The sequence below is a fragment of the Photobacterium piscicola genome, from assembly GCF_046058925.1.
GTDB lineage: Bacteria > Pseudomonadota > Gammaproteobacteria > Enterobacterales > Vibrionaceae > Photobacterium > Photobacterium piscicola.
In genome coordinates, this window is record NZ_CP175534.1 from 623,379 (window position 1) to 643,963 (window position 20,585).

General features: G+C 46.7%; 15 protein-coding genes, 6 tRNA genes and 7 rRNA genes. All 28 read left to right on the plus strand.

Annotated features, from left to right (window positions below):
* Nucleotides 1-10: 10 nt before the first annotated feature.
* The 28 genes from rpsN to metA all read left to right on the plus strand — a co-directional run bounded on the left by rpsN (nt 11) and on the right by metA (nt 20,547).
* Nucleotides 11-316, plus strand: coding sequence for a 30S ribosomal protein S14 (gene rpsN / locus ACJZU6_RS03025; protein WP_005370985.1), 306 nt, complete (start codon nt 11-13; stop codon nt 314-316).
* Between the two features lie 36 nt (nt 317-352).
* Nucleotides 353-745 carry a 30S ribosomal protein S8 gene (rpsH, locus tag ACJZU6_RS03030; protein WP_036789627.1) on the plus strand — a complete coding sequence of 131 codons (393 nt, stop codon included), beginning with the start codon at nt 353-355 and terminating at the stop codon, nt 743-745.
* 12 nt (nt 746-757) lie between these two features.
* Entirely contained in the window at nt 758-1,291 is a 534-nt protein-coding gene (gene rplF / locus ACJZU6_RS03035; RefSeq protein ID WP_036789632.1) for a 50S ribosomal protein L6, read from the plus strand.
* A gap of 9 nt (nt 1,292-1,300) precedes the next feature.
* On the plus strand, nt 1,301-1,654 hold the full coding sequence (gene rplR, locus ACJZU6_RS03040) for a 50S ribosomal protein L18 (RefSeq protein ID WP_036789636.1): 354 nt from the start codon (nt 1,301-1,303) through the stop codon (nt 1,652-1,654).
* A gap of 12 nt (nt 1,655-1,666) precedes the next feature.
* Entirely contained in the window at nt 1,667-2,164 is a 498-nt protein-coding gene (gene rpsE / locus ACJZU6_RS03045; protein ID WP_036789639.1) for a 30S ribosomal protein S5, read from the plus strand.
* A 5-nt stretch (nt 2,165-2,169) separates the two neighbouring features.
* A complete protein-coding gene (gene rpmD, locus ACJZU6_RS03050; RefSeq protein WP_045032680.1) occupies nt 2,170-2,349 on the plus strand; it encodes a 50S ribosomal protein L30 in 180 nt (59 codons plus the stop codon).
* A 5-nt stretch (nt 2,350-2,354) separates the two neighbouring features.
* Nucleotides 2,355-2,789 (plus strand): 50S ribosomal protein L15, encoded by a 435-nt coding sequence (rplO, locus tag ACJZU6_RS03055; protein WP_036789641.1) that lies wholly within the window; start codon nt 2,355-2,357, stop codon nt 2,787-2,789.
* Between the two features lie 22 nt (nt 2,790-2,811).
* Complete coding sequence (secY, locus tag ACJZU6_RS03060) at nt 2,812-4,137, plus strand: preprotein translocase subunit SecY (RefSeq protein ID WP_045038820.1); 1,326 nt, start codon at nt 2,812-2,814, stop codon at nt 4,135-4,137.
* A gap of 31 nt (nt 4,138-4,168) precedes the next feature.
* Complete coding sequence (rpmJ, locus tag ACJZU6_RS03065; protein ID WP_000868186.1) at nt 4,169-4,282, plus strand: 50S ribosomal protein L36; 114 nt, start codon at nt 4,169-4,171, stop codon at nt 4,280-4,282.
* Between the two features lie 145 nt (nt 4,283-4,427).
* Nucleotides 4,428-4,784: a 30S ribosomal protein S13 gene (gene rpsM / locus ACJZU6_RS03070; RefSeq protein WP_005370966.1), complete on the plus strand. Its 357-nt coding sequence runs from the start codon at nt 4,428-4,430 to the stop codon at nt 4,782-4,784.
* 19 nt (nt 4,785-4,803) lie between these two features.
* Nucleotides 4,804-5,193 carry a 30S ribosomal protein S11 gene (rpsK, locus tag ACJZU6_RS03075; RefSeq protein WP_005370963.1) on the plus strand — a complete coding sequence of 130 codons (390 nt, stop codon included), beginning with the start codon at nt 4,804-4,806 and terminating at the stop codon, nt 5,191-5,193.
* Between the two features lie 32 nt (nt 5,194-5,225).
* Complete coding sequence (gene rpsD, locus ACJZU6_RS03080) at nt 5,226-5,846, plus strand: 30S ribosomal protein S4 (RefSeq protein ID WP_061000877.1); 621 nt, start codon at nt 5,226-5,228, stop codon at nt 5,844-5,846.
* Between the two features lie 23 nt (nt 5,847-5,869).
* Nucleotides 5,870-6,859, plus strand: coding sequence for a DNA-directed RNA polymerase subunit alpha (locus tag ACJZU6_RS03085; RefSeq protein ID WP_036789646.1), 990 nt, complete (start codon nt 5,870-5,872; stop codon nt 6,857-6,859).
* Between the two features lie 34 nt (nt 6,860-6,893).
* Nucleotides 6,894-7,277, plus strand: a complete 384-nt coding sequence (rplQ, locus tag ACJZU6_RS03090) for a 50S ribosomal protein L17 (RefSeq protein WP_045032685.1) — start codon at nt 6,894-6,896, stop codon at nt 7,275-7,277.
* A gap of 708 nt (nt 7,278-7,985) precedes the next feature.
* Nucleotides 7,986-9,530, plus strand: a 16S ribosomal RNA gene (locus tag ACJZU6_RS03095).
* Nucleotides 9,531-9,603: 73 nt separating this feature from the next.
* Nucleotides 9,604-9,680 (plus strand) — tRNA-Ile (locus ACJZU6_RS03100).
* A 44-nt stretch (nt 9,681-9,724) separates the two neighbouring features.
* A tRNA-Ala gene (locus ACJZU6_RS03105) sits at nt 9,725-9,800 on the plus strand.
* 312 nt (nt 9,801-10,112) lie between these two features.
* Nucleotides 10,113-13,004, plus strand: a 23S ribosomal RNA gene (locus tag ACJZU6_RS03110).
* A 138-nt stretch (nt 13,005-13,142) separates the two neighbouring features.
* Nucleotides 13,143-13,258: ribosomal RNA gene (gene rrf, locus ACJZU6_RS03115) — 5S ribosomal RNA — on the plus strand.
* Between the two features lie 420 nt (nt 13,259-13,678).
* A 16S ribosomal RNA gene (locus tag ACJZU6_RS03120) occupies nt 13,679-15,223 on the plus strand.
* 100 nt (nt 15,224-15,323) lie between these two features.
* Nucleotides 15,324-15,399: transfer RNA gene (locus tag ACJZU6_RS03125), tRNA-Glu, on the plus strand.
* A 21-nt stretch (nt 15,400-15,420) separates the two neighbouring features.
* Nucleotides 15,421-15,496 (plus strand) — tRNA-Lys (locus tag ACJZU6_RS03130).
* Between the two features lie 69 nt (nt 15,497-15,565).
* Nucleotides 15,566-15,641: transfer RNA gene (locus ACJZU6_RS03135), tRNA-Val, on the plus strand.
* Between the two features lie 362 nt (nt 15,642-16,003).
* A 23S ribosomal RNA gene (locus ACJZU6_RS03140) occupies nt 16,004-18,897 on the plus strand.
* 138 nt (nt 18,898-19,035) lie between these two features.
* Nucleotides 19,036-19,151: ribosomal RNA gene (rrf, locus tag ACJZU6_RS03145) — 5S ribosomal RNA — on the plus strand.
* Between the two features lie 46 nt (nt 19,152-19,197).
* Nucleotides 19,198-19,273, plus strand: a tRNA-Thr gene (locus ACJZU6_RS03150).
* Between the two features lie 8 nt (nt 19,274-19,281).
* Nucleotides 19,282-19,397 (plus strand): 5S ribosomal RNA (gene rrf, locus ACJZU6_RS03155).
* The 16S, 23S and 5S rRNA genes sit together here with 6 tRNA genes alongside, the layout of an rRNA operon.
* A gap of 211 nt (nt 19,398-19,608) precedes the next feature.
* Nucleotides 19,609-20,547, plus strand: coding sequence for a homoserine O-succinyltransferase (metA, locus tag ACJZU6_RS03160; protein ID WP_408900620.1), 939 nt, complete (start codon nt 19,609-19,611; stop codon nt 20,545-20,547).
* Nucleotides 20,548-20,585: the final 38 nt, after the last annotated feature.

Here is a 20,585-nt window from a genome sequence, read left to right on the forward strand (position 1 = left end):
AGGGTTACTAATGGCTAAAGAATCAATGAAGGCACGTGAAGCTAAACGTGCCAAGCTAGTAGCTAAGTTCGCTGAAAAGCGTGCTGCGCTAAAAGCTCTAATTAGCGACGTGAATGCGTCTGAAGAAGATCGCTGGAATGCAGTGCTTAAACTTCAGTCACTACCACGTGATTCTGCGAAGTCTCGTCAGCGTAATCGCTGTAACCAGACTGGACGTCCACACGGCTACCTACGTAAGTTCGGTCTTAGCCGTATCAAGGTTCGTGAAGCTTGCATGAAAGGCGAGATTCCGGGTCTACGTAAAGCAAGCTGGTAATCCAGTAAGCAATTCAGAATCACGGAGTATTAACTTATGAGCATGCAAGATCCGATTTCGGATATGCTGACCCGTCTTCGTAACGGTCAGGCAGCGAAAAAAGTTGCTGTAAAAATGCCATCTTCTAAGCTTAAAGTTGCAATTGCAGCATTATTACAAGAAGAAGGTTTCGTGGCTGACTACACTGTAACAGGTGACGTTAAGCCAGAGCTAGAAGTTACACTTAAGTACTTCGAAGCTAATCCAGTTATTGAGCAAATCCAACGTGTTTCACGTCCTGGTCTACGCATCTACAAGAAAAAAGGTGCGCTACCATCAGTGATGGGTGGCCTTGGTATTGCTGTTATTTCCACTTCCAAGGGTCTTATGACCGACCGCGCTGCACGCAAAGCGGGTCTTGGCGGTGAGATTATCTGCTACGTAGCATAATAGGAGTAGAACATGTCTCGTGTTGCAAAAGCACCAGTAGTTTTCCCTGCCGGCGTAGAAGTTAATCTTAACGGTCAGGAAATTACTGTTAAAGGTTCAAAAGGCGAATTAGTTCGTGTTATGAACCCAGCAGTAGTTCTAACTTTGGAAGAGAACAAAGTTACTTTCGGTCCTCGTGAAGGGTTCGATAAAGCTTGGGCACAAGCAGGTACTGCTCGTGCACTAGTTAACAACATGGTTGTTGGTGTTACCGAAGGCTTCACTAAGAAGCTGACTCTTAAGGGTGTAGGTTACCGTGCTGCTATCAAAGGCAACGCTGTAGGTCTAACTCTAGGTTTCTCTCATCCAGTTGAGCACGAACTTCCAGCAGGTATCAAAGCTGAATGTCCATCACAAACTGAAATCGTACTTACGGGTACTGATAAGCAGTTGGTTGGTCAGGTAGCTGCTGATATTCGCGCTTACCGTAGCCCTGAACCTTATAAAGGTAAAGGTGTTCGTTACGCCGACGAAGTTGTGCGTACTAAAGAAGCTAAGAAGAAGTAAGGTAACACTATGGATAAGAAAGCATCTCGTATCCGTCGTGCGACCCGAGCACGTCGTAAGATTGCTGAACTGGGCGCAACTCGCCTAGTTGTACACCGTACTCCACGTCACGTGTACGCTCAGGTAATCGCACCGAACGGCTCTGAGGTTATCGCAGCCGCTTCTACTTTAGAAAAAGCGATCCGTGAGCAAGTTAAGAGTACCGGAAACAAAGACGCTGCTGCAGTTGTAGGTAAAACTATTGCTGAGCGCGCGATTGAAAAAGGCATCTCTAACGTTGCATTTGATCGCTCTGGTTTCCAATACCACGGCCGTATCGCGACACTAGCAGAAGCTGCTCGTGAAGCTGGTCTGAAATTCTAAGGTAGGCGGAAGATGGCTAACGAAAAGACACAATCAGATTTGAATGAAAAACTGATCGCTGTTAACCGTGTTTCAAAAACGGTTAAAGGTGGTCGTATTTTCAGCTTTACTGCACTAACAGTAGTTGGTGACGGTAACGGTCGCATCGGTTTCGGTTACGGTAAAGCACGTGAAGTGCCTGCTGCAATCCAGAAAGCGATGGAAAAAGCACGTCGTAACATGGTTACGATCGCAATCAACGAAGGTACTCTTCACCACGCTGTTAAAGGCCGTCACACTGGTTCTCAAGTGTACATGCAGCCTGCATCAGAAGGTACTGGTATCATCGCCGGTGGCGCAATGCGTGCAGTGCTAGAAGTTGCGGGTATCCGTAACGTACTAGCAAAAACATACGGTTCTACTAATCCAATTAACGTTGTTCGCGCAACAATTTTGGGTCTAAGTGGAATGAACTCTCCAGAAATGATCGCGGCAAAACGTGGTCTTTCTGTTAAAGAAATTCTGGAGTAATCGACATGGCTAAAACTATTAAAGTAACCCAAACAAAGAGCTCTATCGGTCGTTTACCGAAGCATAAAGCTACTTTGCGCGGCCTAGGCCTTCGTCGCATCAACCACACTGTTGAACTTGAAGATACTGCTTGCGTACGCGGCATGATCAATAAAGTTCACTACATGGTTAAAGTTGAGGAGTAATCAGTATGCGTTTGAATACTCTATCACCGGCCGCTGGTTCTAAGCCTTCTGCGAAGCGCGTAGGCCGTGGTATCGGTTCAGGTCTAGGTAAAACTTGTGGCCGTGGTGTTAAAGGTCAGAAATCACGTTCAGGTGGTTCTGTTCGCCCAGGTTTTGAAGGCGGTCAAATGCCTTTGAAACAGCGTCTACCAAAGTTCGGTTTTACGTCTCGTAAGAGCCTAGTAACTGCTGAAGTTCGTCTAGCTGAGCTAGCGAAAGTTGAAGGTGATGTTGTAAGCCTTGAAACACTAAAAGCTGCGAATGTTATCACTAAGGACATTAAGTTCGTGAAAGTTGTACTTTCTGGTGATATCGCTCGTTCAGTAACAGTGAAAGGCCTACGCGTTACTAAAGGCGCTTTAGCTGCTATCGAAGCTGCTGGCGGTAAAATCGAGGAATAATTAACTCGAGGATGAGGTACAGATGGCTAAACAACCAGGACAAGATTTTCGTAGTGGACAAGGTGGCCTAGCAGAGCTTAAGTCACGCCTTCTCTTTGTATTAGGTGCGATATTAATATTCCGAGCTGGATCCTTTGTGCCTATTCCTGGTATTGACGCTGCTGTACTTGCCAGTCTGTTCGAGCAGCAAAAGGGTACCATCATTGAGATGTTTAACATGTTCTCTGGTGGTGCACTCTCGCGTGCTTCTATTTTAGCTCTGGGCATAATGCCGTATATTTCTGCGTCCATTATTGTCCAGTTGCTAACAGTAGTTCATCCAGCCTTGGCTGAGTTGAAGAAAGAAGGTGAAGCTGGCCGTCGTAAGATTAGTCAGTACACCCGATACGGTACGCTTGTATTGGCAACCTTCCAAGCAATTGGTATTGCAACGGGGTTACCAAGTATGATTCCAGGCCTGGTACATAATCCAGGTCCTAGTTTCTATTTTGTTGCCGTGGTTAGTTTGGTTACTGGTACCATGTTCTTAATGTGGTTAGGTGAGCAAGTTACCGAGCGTGGCATTGGTAACGGTATATCTGTGATTATTTTCACTGGTATCGTTGCTGGTTTGCCGCCAGCTATTGGACAGACCGTAGAGCAAGCGCGTCAAGGTGAATTGCACGTACTTCTTCTACTATTAATTGCGGTTATATCTTTTGCTGTGATTTACTTTGTAGTGTTCATGGAACGTGGTCAACGTCGTATCGTCGTTAACTACGCTAAGCGTCAACAAGGCCGTCGTGTCTTCGCAGCGCAGAGCACACACCTACCGTTGAAAATCAACATGGCAGGTGTAATCCCAGCAATTTTCGCATCGAGTATTATTCTGTTTCCAGGCACACTGGCTCAGTGGTTTGGACAAAGTGAAGGTCTTGGCTGGTTAAGTGATATTTCACTTGCACTTAGTCCAGGACAGCCACTTTATGTAATGCTCTACGCTGCTGCAATTATATTCTTCTGTTTCTTCTATACCGCGTTGGTGTTTAACCCTCGCGAGACAGCAGATAACTTGAAGAAGTCTGGAGCATTCATACCTGGTATTCGCCCGGGTGAACAGACCGCAATGTACATTGATAAAGTAATGACTCGACTAACCCTAGCGGGTGCGTTGTATATCACCTTTATCTGTCTGATCCCCGAGTTCATGATGATTGCATGGAATGTCCGCTTTTATTTTGGTGGTACTTCCCTACTAATCGTAGTTGTTGTTATCATGGATTTCATGGCTCAAGTTCAGACACATTTGATGTCTCAACAGTATGAGTCAGTATTGAAAAAAGCTAATCTGAAAGGCTACGGCCGCTAAGTTTAGTTTTCCATATTTACGGAGTTTAGCAATGAAAGTTCGTGCTTCCGTTAAGAAAATCTGCCGTAACTGTAAAGTTATCAAGCGCAACGGTGTTGTGCGTGTGATTTGCAGTGAGCCAAAGCATAAACAACGCCAAGGCTAATTAGCAGAAATATTTCTTGCAAATTGAAGATAGGTTGGCTAAATTAGTCAACCATCTTTTGTTATGTGCAAAAGAATTGTACCACCGCTGCGTATCCTGAACGGGCTCTGCAGCGGTTATTCTTGTAAAGTACTAGGAGTGAATAGTGGCCCGTATTGCAGGCATTAACATTCCTGATCAGAAACACGCTGTAATCGCATTAACTGCGATTTACGGCATCGGTAAGACTCGTTCTCAAGCTATTCTAGCTGAAACGGGTATTGCTGAAGATGTTAAGATCAGTGAACTAACTGAAGAACAGATCGATCTACTGCGTGATGGTGTAGCTAAATACACTGTAGAAGGTGATCTTCGTCGTGAAATTTCCATGAACATCAAGCGTCTTATGGACCTTGGTTGTTACCGTGGTCTTCGTCACCGTCGCAGTCTACCTCTACGTGGACAGCGTACTAAAACCAACGCACGTACCCGTAAGGGTCCGCGCAAGCCGATCAAAAAATAGTCGGATAAGGTAGAGTACAATGGCAAAACAACCAACTCGCGCTCGTAAGCGCGTACGCAAGCAAGTAGCCGATGGCGTTGCGCACATCCATGCTTCTTTCAACAACACAATCGTAACCATTACTGACCGTCAAGGTAATGCTCTTTCATGGGCAACTGCAGGTGGTTCAGGTTTCCGTGGTTCTCGTAAATCTACTCCGTTCGCTGCACAGGTTGCTGCTGAGCGTTGTGGTGAAATGGCCAAAGAATATGGCGTTAAGAACCTAGAAGTTATGGTTAAGGGCCCTGGTCCTGGTCGTGAGTCTACAATCCGCGCTCTAAACGCAGCGGGTTTCCGTATCACTAACATTGTTGATGCGACTCCGATCCCTCATAACGGTTGTCGTCCACCTAAGAAACGTCGCGTATAACGTTTAGTTTCTAGGAATATTGGAGAAAGAAAATGGCAAGATATTTGGGTCCTAAGCTAAAGCTTAGCCGTCGCGAAGGCACTGACTTATTCCTTAAGTCTGGTGTACGTGCGATTGATACCAAGTGTAAGATTGATAACGCTCCGGGCCAACATGGTGCTCGTCGCGGTCGTCTATCTGATTACGGCGTTCAGCTTCGTGAGAAGCAGAAAGTTCGTCGTACATATGGCGTACTAGAAAAACAATTCCGTAACTACTACAAGACAGCTGCCCGCATCAAGGGTAACACAGGTGAAAACTTGCTTCAGCTTCTTGAAGGTCGTTTAGATAACGTAGTTTACCGTATGGGCTTTGGTGCAACTCGCGCTGAATCTCGTCAATTGGTAAGCCACAAAGCGATTCTAGTTAACGGTCAAGTCGTAAACGTTCCTTCTTTCAAGGTAGCGGCAAACGACGTTGTTAGCATTCGTGAGAAAGCTAAGAACCAAGCACGCATTAAAGCAGCTCTTGAAGTTGCTACACAGCGTGAACTACCGACTTGGGTCGAAGTAGACAGCAGCAAGATGGAAGGTACGTTTAAGCGTCTTCCAGAACGTTCTGATTTGTCTGCCGACATCAACGAACACCTGATCGTCGAGCTTTACTCTAAGTAAGGCTACAGTTAAGAGAGGACACAATGCAGGGTTCTGTAACAGAATTTCTTAAGCCGCGTCTAGTTGACATCGAACAAGTCAGCTCTACGCACGCAAAAGTAACTCTAGAGCCGTTGGAGCGTGGTTTCGGCCACACTCTAGGAAACGCTCTTCGTCGTATTTTATTATCTTCTATGCCAGGTTGTGCTGTAACAGAAGTTGAAATCGACGGTGTGTTACATGAGTACAGCACCAAAGAAGGCGTTCAGGAGGATATCCTTGAAATTCTTCTTAACCTTAAAGGTCTAGCCGTTAAGGTTGAGGGTAAAGATGAAGTTATTCTTACTCTGAACAAATCTGGTGCAGGCCCTGTTGTTGCAGGTGACATCACCCATGATGGTGATGTTGAGATTGCGAACCCAGAACACGTAATCTGCCATTTAACTGATGACAATGCTGAATTAAGCATGCGCATCAAGGTAGAACGTGGTCGTGGCTACGTACCAGCATCAGCTCGTATTCACACTGAAGAAGATGAGCGTCCAATTGGTCGTTTGTTAGTAGATGCTACTTACAGCCCAGTGGACCGTATCGCTTACGCGGTAGAGGCAGCACGTGTAGAACAACGTACTGACCTAGACAAGCTTGTAATCGATATGGAGACTAACGGTACACTTGATCCTGAGGAAGCTATCCGCCGTGCAGCAACAATTCTTGCTGAACAATTGGATGCGTTTGTAGATCTTCGCGATGTACGAGTTCCTGAAGAGAAAGAAGAGAAGCCGGAGTTCGATCCGATCCTACTGCGTCCTGTAGACGATCTTGAACTAACTGTTCGCTCTGCTAACTGTCTGAAAGCAGAAGCGATCCATTACATCGGTGATCTTGTTCAGCGTACTGAGGTTGAGCTTCTTAAAACGCCAAACCTTGGTAAGAAGTCTTTGACAGAAATCAAAGATGTATTGGCATCTCGTGGTCTATCTCTAGGTATGCGCCTAGAAAATTGGCCACCTGCATCAATCGCTGAAGATTAATAGTTTACTGATATCTAGTTAGAAGGATTAGGTCATGCGCCATCGTAAGAGTGGTCGTCAACTCAACCGCAACAGCAGTCATCGTAAAGCGATGTTCAGCAACATGGCTAGCTCTCTGGTACGTCACGAATTAATTAAGACTACCTTGCCTAAAGCAAAAGAGCTACGTCGCGTAATTGAGCCTTTGATTACCCTAGCTAAGACCGACAGTGTTGCTAACCGTCGTCTTGCATTCGCTCGTACTCGTGATAACGAAGTTGTTGCGAAATTATTTAACGAACTAGGTCCACGCTTCGCAGCGCGTCCTGGTGGTTACACTCGTATCATGAAGTGCGGTTTCCGTACTGGTGATAAAGCTCCTATGGCTTACATCGAGTTACTTGACCGTCCTGCAAAGGAAGAAGCTACTGCTGAATAAGCACTAGCCGTTAAATAAGAAAAAAGCTGAGTCCTTTGGACTCGGCTTTTTTTTTTGAGTTTTTATTAGTATTGTTTTCATAATATCTGCTACTGCTACTGCTACTGCTACTGCTACTGCTACTGCTACTGCTACTTCGTTTATATTTATATTTCCTCTCTCCTTACTATTAAATTTTCTTTGTTGCTAGTTTTGAACATTCATTGTTAGTTATTATCATTTATAAATATCATTGGTGTGATTATTTTTATCAAATAGCGATAGATATACCTTTAATTGCCAACTGTTTATAACGAGTTAAAAATTGTCATCAATAACAAATAGATTATAAAAATACCAATTAATGCCATATCTGGTTTTAATCTAAGCAAACGAATTTATTTTTTAAAATTATGCTTGTCAGCTTTAAATATCTCCTTATAATGCGACCTCACTGACACGGACAACGGCGCAAGCGGTTACCGAAAGTCAGTATGTTCTTTAACAATTTGACCATGCAATCTGTGTGGGCACTCGTTAAATAGTTAAGTCGAAAGATTTATCAATGAACTGAGTGACCAATACAAATAACCCAATCTATTTATAGAGAAGTTTATTTGGCACAGTCAATTCATTATCGTTCTGTTGGAACGATAATAGCTTTAAAATTACTAAGGTAGTTTTGAAGTCAGTATTCATTGAGCCGTTTCGAAAGAAACAACAAAACTTTAATTGAAGAGTTTGATCATGGCTCAGATTGAACGCTGGCGGCAGGCCTAACACATGCAAGTCGAGCGGTAACAGAAAGAAAGCTTGCTTTCTTTGCTGACGAGCGGCGGACGGGTGAGTAATGCCTGGGAATATACCCTGATGTGGGGGATAACTATTGGAAACGATAGCTAATACCGCATAATCTCTTCGGAGCAAAGAGGGGGACCTTCGGGCCTCTCGCGTCAGGATTAGCCCAGGTGGGATTAGCTAGTTGGTGGGGTAATGGCTCACCAAGGCGACGATCCCTAGCTGGTCTGAGAGGATGATCAGCCACACTGGAACTGAGACACGGTCCAGACTCCTACGGGAGGCAGCAGTGGGGAATATTGCACAATGGGGGAAACCCTGATGCAGCCATGCCGCGTGTATGAAGAAGGCCTTCGGGTTGTAAAGTACTTTCAGTTGTGAGGAAGGCAGTTAAGTTAATAGCTTGGCTGTTTGACGTTAGCAACAGAAGAAGCACCGGCTAACTCCGTGCCAGCAGCCGCGGTAATACGGAGGGTGCGAGCGTTAATCGGAATTACTGGGCGTAAAGCGCATGCAGGCGGTCTGTTAAGCAAGATGTGAAAGCCCGGGGCTCAACCTCGGAACAGCATTTTGAACTGGCAGACTAGAGTCTTGTAGAGGGGGGTAGAATTTCAGGTGTAGCGGTGAAATGCGTAGAGATCTGAAGGAATACCGGTGGCGAAGGCGGCCCCCTGGACAAAGACTGACGCTCAGATGCGAAAGCGTGGGGAGCAAACAGGATTAGATACCCTGGTAGTCCACGCCGTAAACGATGTCTACTTGAAGGTTGTGGCCTTGAGCCGTGGCTTTCGGAGCTAACGCGTTAAGTAGACCGCCTGGGGAGTACGGTCGCAAGATTAAAACTCAAATGAATTGACGGGGGCCCGCACAAGCGGTGGAGCATGTGGTTTAATTCGATGCAACGCGAAGAACCTTACCTACTCTTGACATCCAGAGAATTCGCTAGAGATAGCTTAGTGCCTTCGGGAACTCTGAGACAGGTGCTGCATGGCTGTCGTCAGCTCGTGTTGTGAAATGTTGGGTTAAGTCCCGCAACGAGCGCAACCCTTATCCTTGTTTGCCAGCACATAATGGTGGGAACTCCAGGGAGACTGCCGGTGATAAACCGGAGGAAGGTGGGGACGACGTCAAGTCATCATGGCCCTTACGAGTAGGGCTACACACGTGCTACAATGGCGTATACAGAGGGCTGCAAGCTAGCGATAGTGAGCGAATCCCACAAAGTACGTCGTAGTCCGGATTGGAGTCTGCAACTCGACTCCATGAAGTCGGAATCGCTAGTAATCGTGAATCAGAATGTCACGGTGAATACGTTCCCGGGCCTTGTACACACCGCCCGTCACACCATGGGAGTGGGCTGCACCAGAAGTAGATAGCTTAACCTTCGGGAGGGCGTTTACCACGGTGTGGTTCATGACTGGGGTGAAGTCGTAACAAGGTAGCCCTAGGGGAACCTGGGGCTGGATCACCTCCTTACCTAAAGACTTATACTGTTTTATGCAGTGTCCACACAGATTGCCTGGTTAAAATGTAGAACGTAAAAAGACTTGGGTCTGTAGCTCAGGTGGTTAGAGCGCACCCCTGATAAGGGTGAGGTCGGTGGTTCGAGTCCACTCAGACCCACCACTTTTTCTCCCAGAAAAAGTGATGGTATAGTCTTTTAAATCGTTGGGGTTATAGCTCAGCTGGGAGAGCGCCTGCCTTGCACGCAGGAGGTCTGCGGTTCGATCCCGCATAGCTCCACCACTTTCTAAATACATTCAAAGTAATGAATGTGATTAGAAAGTGGTTATCTAACGATGATTACATGTTCTTTAACAATCTGGAAAGCTGACTAGTAAATTTAATCGAAAGATTAATTTTAAAATGTTTTTATTCTTTGAATAAAAACGAGTTCTCAAAACAACACACATTCAAGTGTCTTGATTTTGTTTTTACTTTTTAAAGTGAAGACAAATAAATGAGTCCGGCGAAAAACCAATGTTTAATATTTTCTTGATCGGAGTATTAAACGCAAACCTTGGTTGTTTGAACATACAAGACCTCTTGGGGTTGTATGGTTAAGTGACTAAGCGTACACGGTGGATGCCTTGGCAGTCAGAGGCGATGAAGGACGTATTAACTTGCGATAAGCCCAGATTAGGCAGTAAAAGCCTCTTGAGTCTGGGATTTCCGAATGGGGAAACCCACTTGCATAAGCAAGTATCATTAACTGAATACATAGGTTAATGAGGCAAACCGGGGGAACTGAAACATCTAAGTACCCCGAGGAAGAGAAATCAACCGAGATTCCGGTAGTAGCGGCGAGCGAAACCGGATTAGCCCTTAAGCTAGTTCTGCGTTAGGTGAAGGTTCTGGAAAGTACCGCGATACAGGGTGATAGCCCCGTAACCAAAAATGCATTATTAGTGAAATCGAGTAGGACGGGACACGTGATATCCTGTTTGAACATGGGGGGACCATCCTCCAAGGCTAAATACTCCTGACTGACCGATAGTGAACCAGTACCGTGAGGGAAAGGCGAAAAGAACCCCTGTGAGGGGAGTGAAATAGAACCTGAAACCGTGTACGTACAAGCAGTAGGAGCCCACTTGTTGGGTGACTGCGTACCTTTTGTATAATGGGTCAGCGACTTAATTTTAGTAGCAAGGTTAACCGTTTAGGGGAGCCGTAGGGAAACCGAGTCTTAACTGGGCGTCATAGTTGCTAGGATTAGACCCGAAACCGAGTGATCTAGCCATGGGCAGGTTGAAGGTGAGGTAACACTTACTGGAGGACCGAACCGACTAATGTTGAAAAATTAGCGGATGACTTGTGGCTAGGGGTGAAAGGCCAATCAAACTCGGAGATAGCTGGTTCTCCCCGAAAGCTATTTAGGTAGCGCCTCGGACGAATACTACTGGGGGTAGAGCACTGTTAAGGCTAGGGGGTCATCCCGACTTACCAACCCTTTGCAAACTCCGAATACCAGTAAGTACTATCCGGGAGACACACGGCGGGTGCTAACGTCCGTCGTGAAGAGGGAAACAACCCAGACCGCCAGCTAAGGTCCCAAAGTTATAGCTAAGTGGGAAACGATGTGGGAAGGCTCAGACAGCCAGGATGTTGGCTTAGAAGCAGCCATCATTTAAAGAAAGCGTAATAGCTCACTGGTCGAGTCGGCCTGCGCGGAAGATTTAACGGGGCTAAGCTATACACCGAAGCTGCGGCAATATGACTTGTCATATTGGGTAGGGGAGCGTTCTGTAAGCCGTTGAAGGTGCATTGTAAAGTGTGCTGGAGGTATCAGAAGTGCGAATGCTGACATGAGTAACGATAAAGGGAGTGAAAAACTCCCTCGCCGGAAGATCAAGGGTTCCTGTCCAACGTTAATCGGGGCAGGGTAAGTCGACCCCTAAGGCGAGGCCGAAAGGCGTAGTCGATGGGAAACGGGTTAATATTCCCGTACTTCTTATAATTGCGATGGAGGGACGGAGAAGGCTAGGTGAGCCTGGCGACGGTTGTCCAGGTCCAAGTATGTAGGCTGATGAATTAGGCAAATCCGGTTCATCTTAAGGCTGAGATACGATGTCGAGCTACTACGGTAGTGAAGTCATTGATGCCATGCTTCCGGGAAAAGCTTCTAAGCTTCAGATTATAAGAAATCGTACCCCAAACCGACACAGGTGATCAGGTAGAGAATACCAAGGCGCTTGAGAGAACTCGGGTGAAGGAACTAGGCAAAATGGTACCGTAACTTCGGGAGAAGGTACGCTCCTAGCGGTGATGAGACTTGCTCTCTAAGCTGCCGGGAGTCGCAGATACCAGGTGGCTGCAACTGTTTATTAAAAACACAGCACTGTGCCAAATCGAAAGATGACGTATACGGTGTGACGCCTGCCCGGTGCCGGAAGGTTAATTGATGGGGTTAGACTTCGGTCGAAGCTCTTGATCGAAGCCCCGGTAAACGGCGGCCGTAACTATAACGGTCCTAAGGTAGCGAAATTCCTTGTCGGGTAAGTTCCGACCTGCACGAATGGCGTAATGATGGCCACGCTGTCTCCACCCGAGACTCAGTGAAATTGAAATCGCAGTGAAGATGCTGTGTACCCGCGGCTAGACGGAAAGACCCCGTGAACCTTTACTATAGCTTGGCACTGAACATTGACCCTACATGTGTAGGATAGGTGGGAGACGTTGAAGCAACCGCGCCAGTGGTTGTGGAGTCAATCTTGAAATACCACCCTTGTATGCTTGATGTTCTAACGTCGACCCCTTATCGGGGTTACGGACAGTGCCTGGTGGGTAGTTTGACTGGGGCGGTCTCCTCCCAAAGAGTAACGGAGGAGCACGAAGGTGGGCTAATCACGGTCGGACATCGTGAGGTTAGTGCAATGGCATAAGCCCGCTTGACTGCGAGAATGACAATTCGAGCAGGTGCGAAAGCAGGTCATAGTGATCCGGTGGTTCTGAATGGAAGGGCCATCGCTCAACGGATAAAAGGTACTCCGGGGATAACAGGCTGATACCGCCCAAGAGTTCATATCGACGGCGGTGTTTGGCACCTCGATGTCGGCTCATCACATCCTGGGGCTGAAGTCGGTCCCAAGGGTATGGCTGTTCGCCATTTAAAGTGGTACGCGAGCTGGGTTTAGAACGTCGTGAGACAGTTCGGTCCCTATCTGCCGTGGGCGTTGGATGATTGAGAGGGGCTGCTCCTAGTACGAGAGGACCGGAGTGGACGAACCGCTGGTGTTCGGGTTGTATCGCCAGATGCATTGCCCGGTAGCTAAGTTCGGAATCGATAACCGCTGAAAGCATCTAAGCGGGAAGCGAGCCTCAAGATGAGTCATCCCTAGACCTTTAAGGTCTCTAAAGGGTTGTTGAAGACTACAACGTTGATAGGTCAGGTGTGTAAGTGCTGCGAGGCATTGAGCTAACTGATACTAATTGCCCGTGAGGCTTAACCATACAACACCCAAGGGGTTTTTCTTCTCTAAAGAGAAGAGACGGACTCTACAAACGCTTGAATGCGTGTTGAGAACAACTAGTCAGATTTTTCCCAGATTGCTATTTATTGCCATAAGACAATAAATAAACCAGAATTTGCTTGGCGACCATAGCGTTATGGACCCACCTGATCCCATGCCGAACTCAGTAGTGAAACGTAATAGCGCCGATGGTAGTGTGGGGTCTCCCCATGTGAGAGTAGGACATCGCCAGGCTCAAATTTATGAAAGCCCGTTCAATGAACGGGCTTTTATTTCGCTCTTGCTGATTGTAATGTGAGCGATGTCAACAGAAAGTTTTTACTTTTTAATCGATTGATAAAAAAGAATAAAATTTTGTCTTGACTGAATATCAGAAAAGCGTATTATACGCCACCTGACTTGCTGAAGCGTAACGCGCTAAGGCATTGAAAGTCAACGTTCTTTAACAATTTGACCATGCAATCTGTGTGGGCACTCGTTGAATAGTTAAGTCGAAAGATTTATCAATGAACTGAGTGACCAATACAAATAACTACGGTTATTTGGCACAGTCAATTCATTACCATTCTGTTGGAATGGTAATAGCTTTAAAATTACATTAGTAGTTTTGAAGTCAGTATTCATTGAGCCGTCTCGAAAGAGACAACAAAACTTTAATTGAAGAGTTTGATCATGGCTCAGATTGAACGCTGGCGGCAGGCCTAACACATGCAAGTCGAGCGGTAACAGAAAGAAAGCTTGCTTTCTTTGCTGACGAGCGGCGGACGGGTGAGTAATGCCTGGGAATATACCCTGATGTGGGGGATAACTATTGGAAACGATAGCTAATACCGCATAATCTCTTCGGAGCAAAGAGGGGGACCTTCGGGCCTCTCGCGTCAGGATTAGCCCAGGTGGGATTAGCTAGTTGGTGGGGTAATGGCTCACCAAGGCGACGATCCCTAGCTGGTCTGAGAGGATGATCAGCCACACTGGAACTGAGACACGGTCCAGACTCCTACGGGAGGCAGCAGTGGGGAATATTGCACAATGGGGGAAACCCTGATGCAGCCATGCCGCGTGTATGAAGAAGGCCTTCGGGTTGTAAAGTACTTTCAGTTGTGAGGAAGGCAGTTAAGTTAATAGCTTGGCTGTTTGACGTTAGCAACAGAAGAAGCACCGGCTAACTCCGTGCCAGCAGCCGCGGTAATACGGAGGGTGCGAGCGTTAATCGGAATTACTGGGCGTAAAGCGCATGCAGGCGGTCTGTTAAGCAAGATGTGAAAGCCCGGGGCTCAACCTCGGAACAGCATTTTGAACTGGCAGACTAGAGTCTTGTAGAGGGGGGTAGAATTTCAGGTGTAGCGGTGAAATGCGTAGAGATCTGAAGGAATACCGGTGGCGAAGGCGGCCCCCTGGACAAAGACTGACGCTCAGATGCGAAAGCGTGGGGAGCAAACAGGATTAGATACCCTGGTAGTCCACGCCGTAAACGATGTCTACTTGAAGGTTGTGGCCTTGAGCCGTGGCTTTCGGAGCTAACGCGTTAAGTAGACCGCCTGGGGAGTACGGTCGCAAGATTAAAACTCAAATGAATTGACGGGGGCCCGCACAAGCGGTGGAGCATGTGGTTTAATTCGATGCAACGCGAAGAACCTTACCTACTCTTGACATCCAGAGAATTCGCTAGAGATAGCTTAGTGCCTTCGGGAACTCTGAGACAGGTGCTGCATGGCTGTCGTCAGCTCGTGTTGTGAAATGTTGGGTTAAGTCCCGCAACGAGCGCAACCCTTATCCTTGTTTGCCAGCACGTAATGGTGGGAACTCCAGGGAGACTGCCGGTGATAAACCGGAGGAAGGTGGGGACGACGTCAAGTCATCATGGCCCTTACGAGTAGGGCTACACACGTGCTACAATGGCGTATACAGAGGGCTGCAAGCTAGCGATAGTGAGCGAATCCCACAAAGTACGTCGTAGTCCGGATTGGAGTCTGCAACTCGACTCCATGAAGTCGGAATCGCTAGTAATCGTGAATCAGAATGTCACGGTGAATACGTTCCCGGGCCTTGTACACACCGCCCGTCACACCATGGGAGTGGGCTGCACCAGAAGTAGATAGCTTAACCTTCGGGAGGGCGTTTACCACGGTGTGGTTCATGACTGGGGTGAAGTCGTAACAAGGTAGCCCTAGGGGAACCTGGGGCTGGATCACCTCCTTACCTAAAGACTTTTCTGTTTTATGCAGTGTCCACACAGATTGCTTGGTCGAAATGTAAAAGAGCCGACGTAAGTTGCCCAACAACTTACGTTATGAACATTGTCCCGTTCGTCTAGAGGCCTAGGACACCGCCCTTTCACGGCGGTAACAGGGGTTCGACTCCCCTACGGGACGCCACTTCTCTTTGAAGTGCAAATTGGGTCGTTAGCTCAGTTGGTAGAGCAGTTGACTTTTAATCAATTGGTCGCAGGTTCGAATCCTGCACGACCCACCATTTCCTTTCCACGAAGGAAATATTATTTGCTTTCACTTTAAAAAGTGAAAATAAATAAGATACTATCGTGGGCGATTAGCTCAGTTGGGAGAGCACCTCCCTTACAAGGAGGGGGTCACTGGTTCGAGCCCGGTATCGCCCACCACTCTCTAAGAATTTTCTGCACGGAATCGCAGATTTAATGAAGAATACCTTTGTTAAGTCCGTATTGTTGTCGCTGAAAATCATTAGAAAGTGGTTATCGTTAGATAATTGCATGCTCTTTAACAATCTGGAAAGCTGACTAGTAAATTCAATCGAAAGATTGATTTTAAAAAATGTTTTTATTCTCTGAATAAAAACGAGTTCTCAAAACATACACATTCAAGTGTCTGTGTTTGCTTTCACTTTTTAAAGTGAAGACAAATAAATGAGTCCGGCGAAAAACCAATGTTTAATATTTTCTTGATCGGAGTATTAAACGCAAACCTTGGTTGTTTGAACATACGAAACCTCTTGGGGTTGTATGGTTAAGTGACTAAGCGTACACGGTGGATGCCTTGGCAGTCAGAGGCGATGAAGGACGTATTAACTTGCGATAAGCCCAGATTAGGCAGTAAAAGCCACTTGAGTCTGGGATTTCCGAATGGGGAAACCCACTTGCATAAGCAAGTATCATTAACTGAATACATAGGTTAATGAGGCAAACCGGGGGAACTGAAACATCTAAGTACCCCGAGGAAGAGAAATCAACCGAGATTCCGGTAGTAGCGGCGAGCGAAACCGGATTAGCCCTTAAGCTAGTTCTGCGTTAGGTGAAGGTTCTGGAAAGTACCGCGATACAGGGTGATAGCCCCGTAACCAAAAATGCATTATTAGTGAAATCGAGTAGGACGGGACACGTGATATCCTGTTTGAACATGGGGGGACCATCCTCCAAGGCTAAATACTCCTGACTGACCGATAGTGAACCAGTACCGTGAGGGAAAGGCGAAAAGAACCCCTGTGAGGGGAGTGAAATAGAACCTGAAACCGTGTACGTACAAGCAGTAGGAGCCCACTTGTTGGGTGACTGCGTACCTTTTGTATAATGGGTCAGCGACTTAATTTTAGTAGCAAGGTTAACCGTTTAGGGGAGCCGTAGGGAAACCGAGTCTTAACTGGGCGTCATAGTTGCTAGGATTAGACCCGAAACCGAGTGATCTAGCCATGGGCAGGTTGAAGGTGAGGTAACACTTACTGGAGGACCGAACCGACTAATGTTGAAAAATTAGCGGATGACTTGTGGCTAGGGGTGAAAGGCCAATCAAACTCGGAGATAGCTGGTTCTCCCCGAAAGCTATTTAGGTAGCGCCTCGGACGAATACTACTGGGGGTAGAGCACTGTTAAGGCTAGGGGGTCATCCCGACTTACCAACCCTTTGCAAACTCCGAATACCAGTAAGTACTATCCGGGAGACACACGGCGGGTGCTAACGTCCGTCGTGAAGAGGGAAACAACCCAGACCGCCAGCTAAGGTCCCAAAGTTATAGCTAAGTGGGAAACGATGTGGGAAGGCTCAGACAGCCAGGATGTTGGCTTAGAAGCAGCCATCATTTAAAGAAAGCGTAATAGCTCACTGGTCGAGTCGGCCTGCGCGGAAGATTTAACGGGGCTAAGCTATACACCGAAGCTGCGGCAATGTGAATTTATTCACATTGGGTAGGGGAGCGTTCTGTAAGCCGTTGAAGGTGCATTGTAAAGTGTGCTGGAGGTATCAGAAGTGCGAATGCTGACATGAGTAACGATAAAGGGAGTGAAAAACTCCCTCGCCGGAAGATCAAGGGTTCCTGTCCAACGTTAATCGGGGCAGGGTAAGTCGACCCCTAAGGCGAGGCCGAAAGGCGTAGTCGATGGGAAACGGGTTAATATTCCCGTACTTCTTATAATTGCGATGGAGGGACGGAGAAGGCTAGGTGAGCCTGGCGACGGTTGTCCAGGTCCAAGTATGTAGGCTGATGGTTTAGGCAAATCCGGACCATCTTAAGGCTGAGATACGATGTCGAGCTACTACGGTAGTGAAGTCATTGATGCCATGCTTCCGGGAAAAGCTTCTAAGCTTCAGATTATAAGAAATCGTACCCCAAACCGACACAGGTGATCAGGTAGAGAATACCAAGGCGCTTGAGAGAACTCGGGTGAAGGAACTAGGCAAAATGGTACCGTAACTTCGGGAGAAGGTACGCTCCTAGCGGTGATGAGACTTGCTCTCTAAGCTGCCGGGAGTCGCAGATACCAGGTGGCTGCAACTGTTTATTAAAAACACAGCACTGTGCAAAATCGAAAGATGACGTATACGGTGTGACGCCTGCCCGGTGCCGGAAGGTTAATTGATGGGGTTAGACTTCGGTCGAAGCTCTTGATCGAAGCCCCGGTAAACGGCGGCCGTAACTATAACGGTCCTAAGGTAGCGAAATTCCTTGTCGGGTAAGTTCCGACCTGCACGAATGGCGTAATGATGGCCACGCTGTCTCCACCCGAGACTCAGTGAAATTGAAATCGCAGTGAAGATGCTGTGTACCCGCGGCTAGACGGAAAGACCCCGTGAACCTTTACTATAGCTTGGCACTGAACATTGACCCTACATGTGTAGGATAGGTGGGAGACGTTGAAGCAACCGCGCCAGTGGTTGTGGAGTCAATCTTGAAATACCACCCTTGTATGCTTGATGTTCTAACGTCGACCCCTTATCGGGGTTACGGACAGTGCCTGGTGGGTAGTTTGACTGGGGCGGTCTCCTCCCAAAGAGTAACGGAGGAGCACGAAGGTGGGCTAATCACGGTCGGACATCGTGAGGTTAGTGCAATGGCATAAGCCCGCTTGACTGCGAGAATGACAATTCGAGCAGGTGCGAAAGCAGGTCATAGTGATCCGGTGGTTCTGAATGGAAGGGCCATCGCTCAACGGATAAAAGGTACTCCGGGGATAACAGGCTGATACCGCCCAAGAGTTCATATCGACGGCGGTGTTTGGCACCTCGATGTCGGCTCATCACATCCTGGGGCTGAAGTCGGTCCCAAGGGTATGGCTGTTCGCCATTTAAAGTGGTACGCGAGCTGGGTTTAGAACGTCGTGAGACAGTTCGGTCCCTATCTGCCGTGGGCGTTGGATGATTGAGAGGGGCTGCTCCTAGTACGAGAGGACCGGAGTGGACGAACCGCTGGTGTTCGGGTTGTATCGCCAGATGCATTGCCCGGTAGCTAAGTTCGGAATCGATAACCGCTGAAAGCATCTAAGCGGGAAGCGAGCCTCAAGATGAGTCATCCCTAGACCTTTAAGGTCTCTAAAGGGTTGTTGAAGACTACAACGTTGATAGGTCAGGTGTGTAAGTGCTGCGAGGCATTGAGCTAACTGATACTAATTGCCCGTGAGGCTTAACCATACAACACCCAAGGGGTTTTCCTTCTCATAAGAGAAGAGACGGACTCTACAAACACTTGAATGCAGTGTTGAGAACAACTAGTTAGATTTTCCCAGATTGCTATTTATTGTCATAAGACAATAAATAAACCAGAATTTGCTTGGCGACCATAGCGTTATGGACCCACCTGATCCCATGCCGAACTCAGTAGTGAAACGTAATAGCGCCGATGGTAGTGTGGGGTCTCCCCATGTGAGAGTAGGACATCGCCAGGCTTCAAATTTTAGAATTTGCACTTGCAGATTCATAACAGCTTTGTGTGCTGGTATGGCTCAGTTGGTAGAGCGCACCCTTGGTAAGGGTGAGGTCCCCAGTTCGACTCTGGGTACTAGCACCATTTATTTTTTTAGCAACCATAGCACAGCGGTACCACCTGATCCCATGCCGAACTCAGAAGTGAAACGTTGTAGCGCCGATGGTAGTGTGGGGTCTCCCCATGTGAGAGTAGGACATTGCTAAATACCTCTTTAAAACCCAGCCTTCGGCTGGGTTTTTTCATTTCTAGCCTATCAATATTTTTATTCCTCCTAATATTTTTCATTTATTTATTAAAATCACACTTTAGTATCGGTTGGGGTTGTTGAATTTTACTTGCACCAATATTGTTTTTTCTATAGCTTTAACTAGATATCTAGACGGCTAAAGCTATTTTGGGGTAAGGAGAAAACCAAAGTGCCAATTAAAATACCGGATCGTTTACCTGCAACAGATATTTTGAGAAGTGAAAATATCTTTGTTATGACGGAAGCGCGTGCTGCCAGTCAGGGAATTCGACCACTGAAAGTGTTATTACTAAACTTGATGCCAAAGAAAATTGAGACTGAGACTCAGTTTTTACGCTTACTTTCTAATAGTCCATTACAAGTTGATGTTGAGTTATTACGGATTGATAACCGACCAACAAAAAATACTCCTCAAGAACATTTAGATACGTTCTATCGTCAATTTGAAATGGTGAAAGATCGTAATTTTGATGGTTTGATTGTGACGGGAGCACCACTAGGGTTAGTGCAGTTTGAAGATGTACTGTATTGGGAAGAAATTCAGCTGATTATGAATTGGGCTAAGGATCATGTGACCTCAACATTGTTTGTCTGCTGGGCTGCTCAAGCTGGATTGAAGTTGTTGTATGATTTACCTAAGCGTACACGTAAAGAAAAATTGTCTGGGGTTTATCATCATCGTATCCATGATTGCCACCATCCAGTGTTACGAGGCTTTGATGATACTTTTTTTGCCCCTCATTCTCGTTATGCTGATTTTTCAGCTGACTATTTAAATAAGCATACTGACTTAGATATTTTAGCGACATCTGATCAAGCAGGGGTTTATTTAGCTGCGACTAAAGATAAGCGTAATGTCTTTGTCACCGGTCACCCTGAATATGATGTTGACACATTACATCATGAGTATGTTCGTGACAGTGAACAGGGAATGGAACCATCGGTTCCTGTAAATTATTATCCTAATGATGATGTTAATTGCACGCCTGTTGCGAGTTGGCGTAGTCATGGTCATTTACTTTTTAGCAATTGGCTTAACTATTGTGTTTATCAACAGACACCTTATGATTTGGCGCACTTTTCAGAAGCCAGTTTTACTAAAGATTAATAAAAAGGCCAGCTTAATTAGCTGGCCTTTTTGTTATC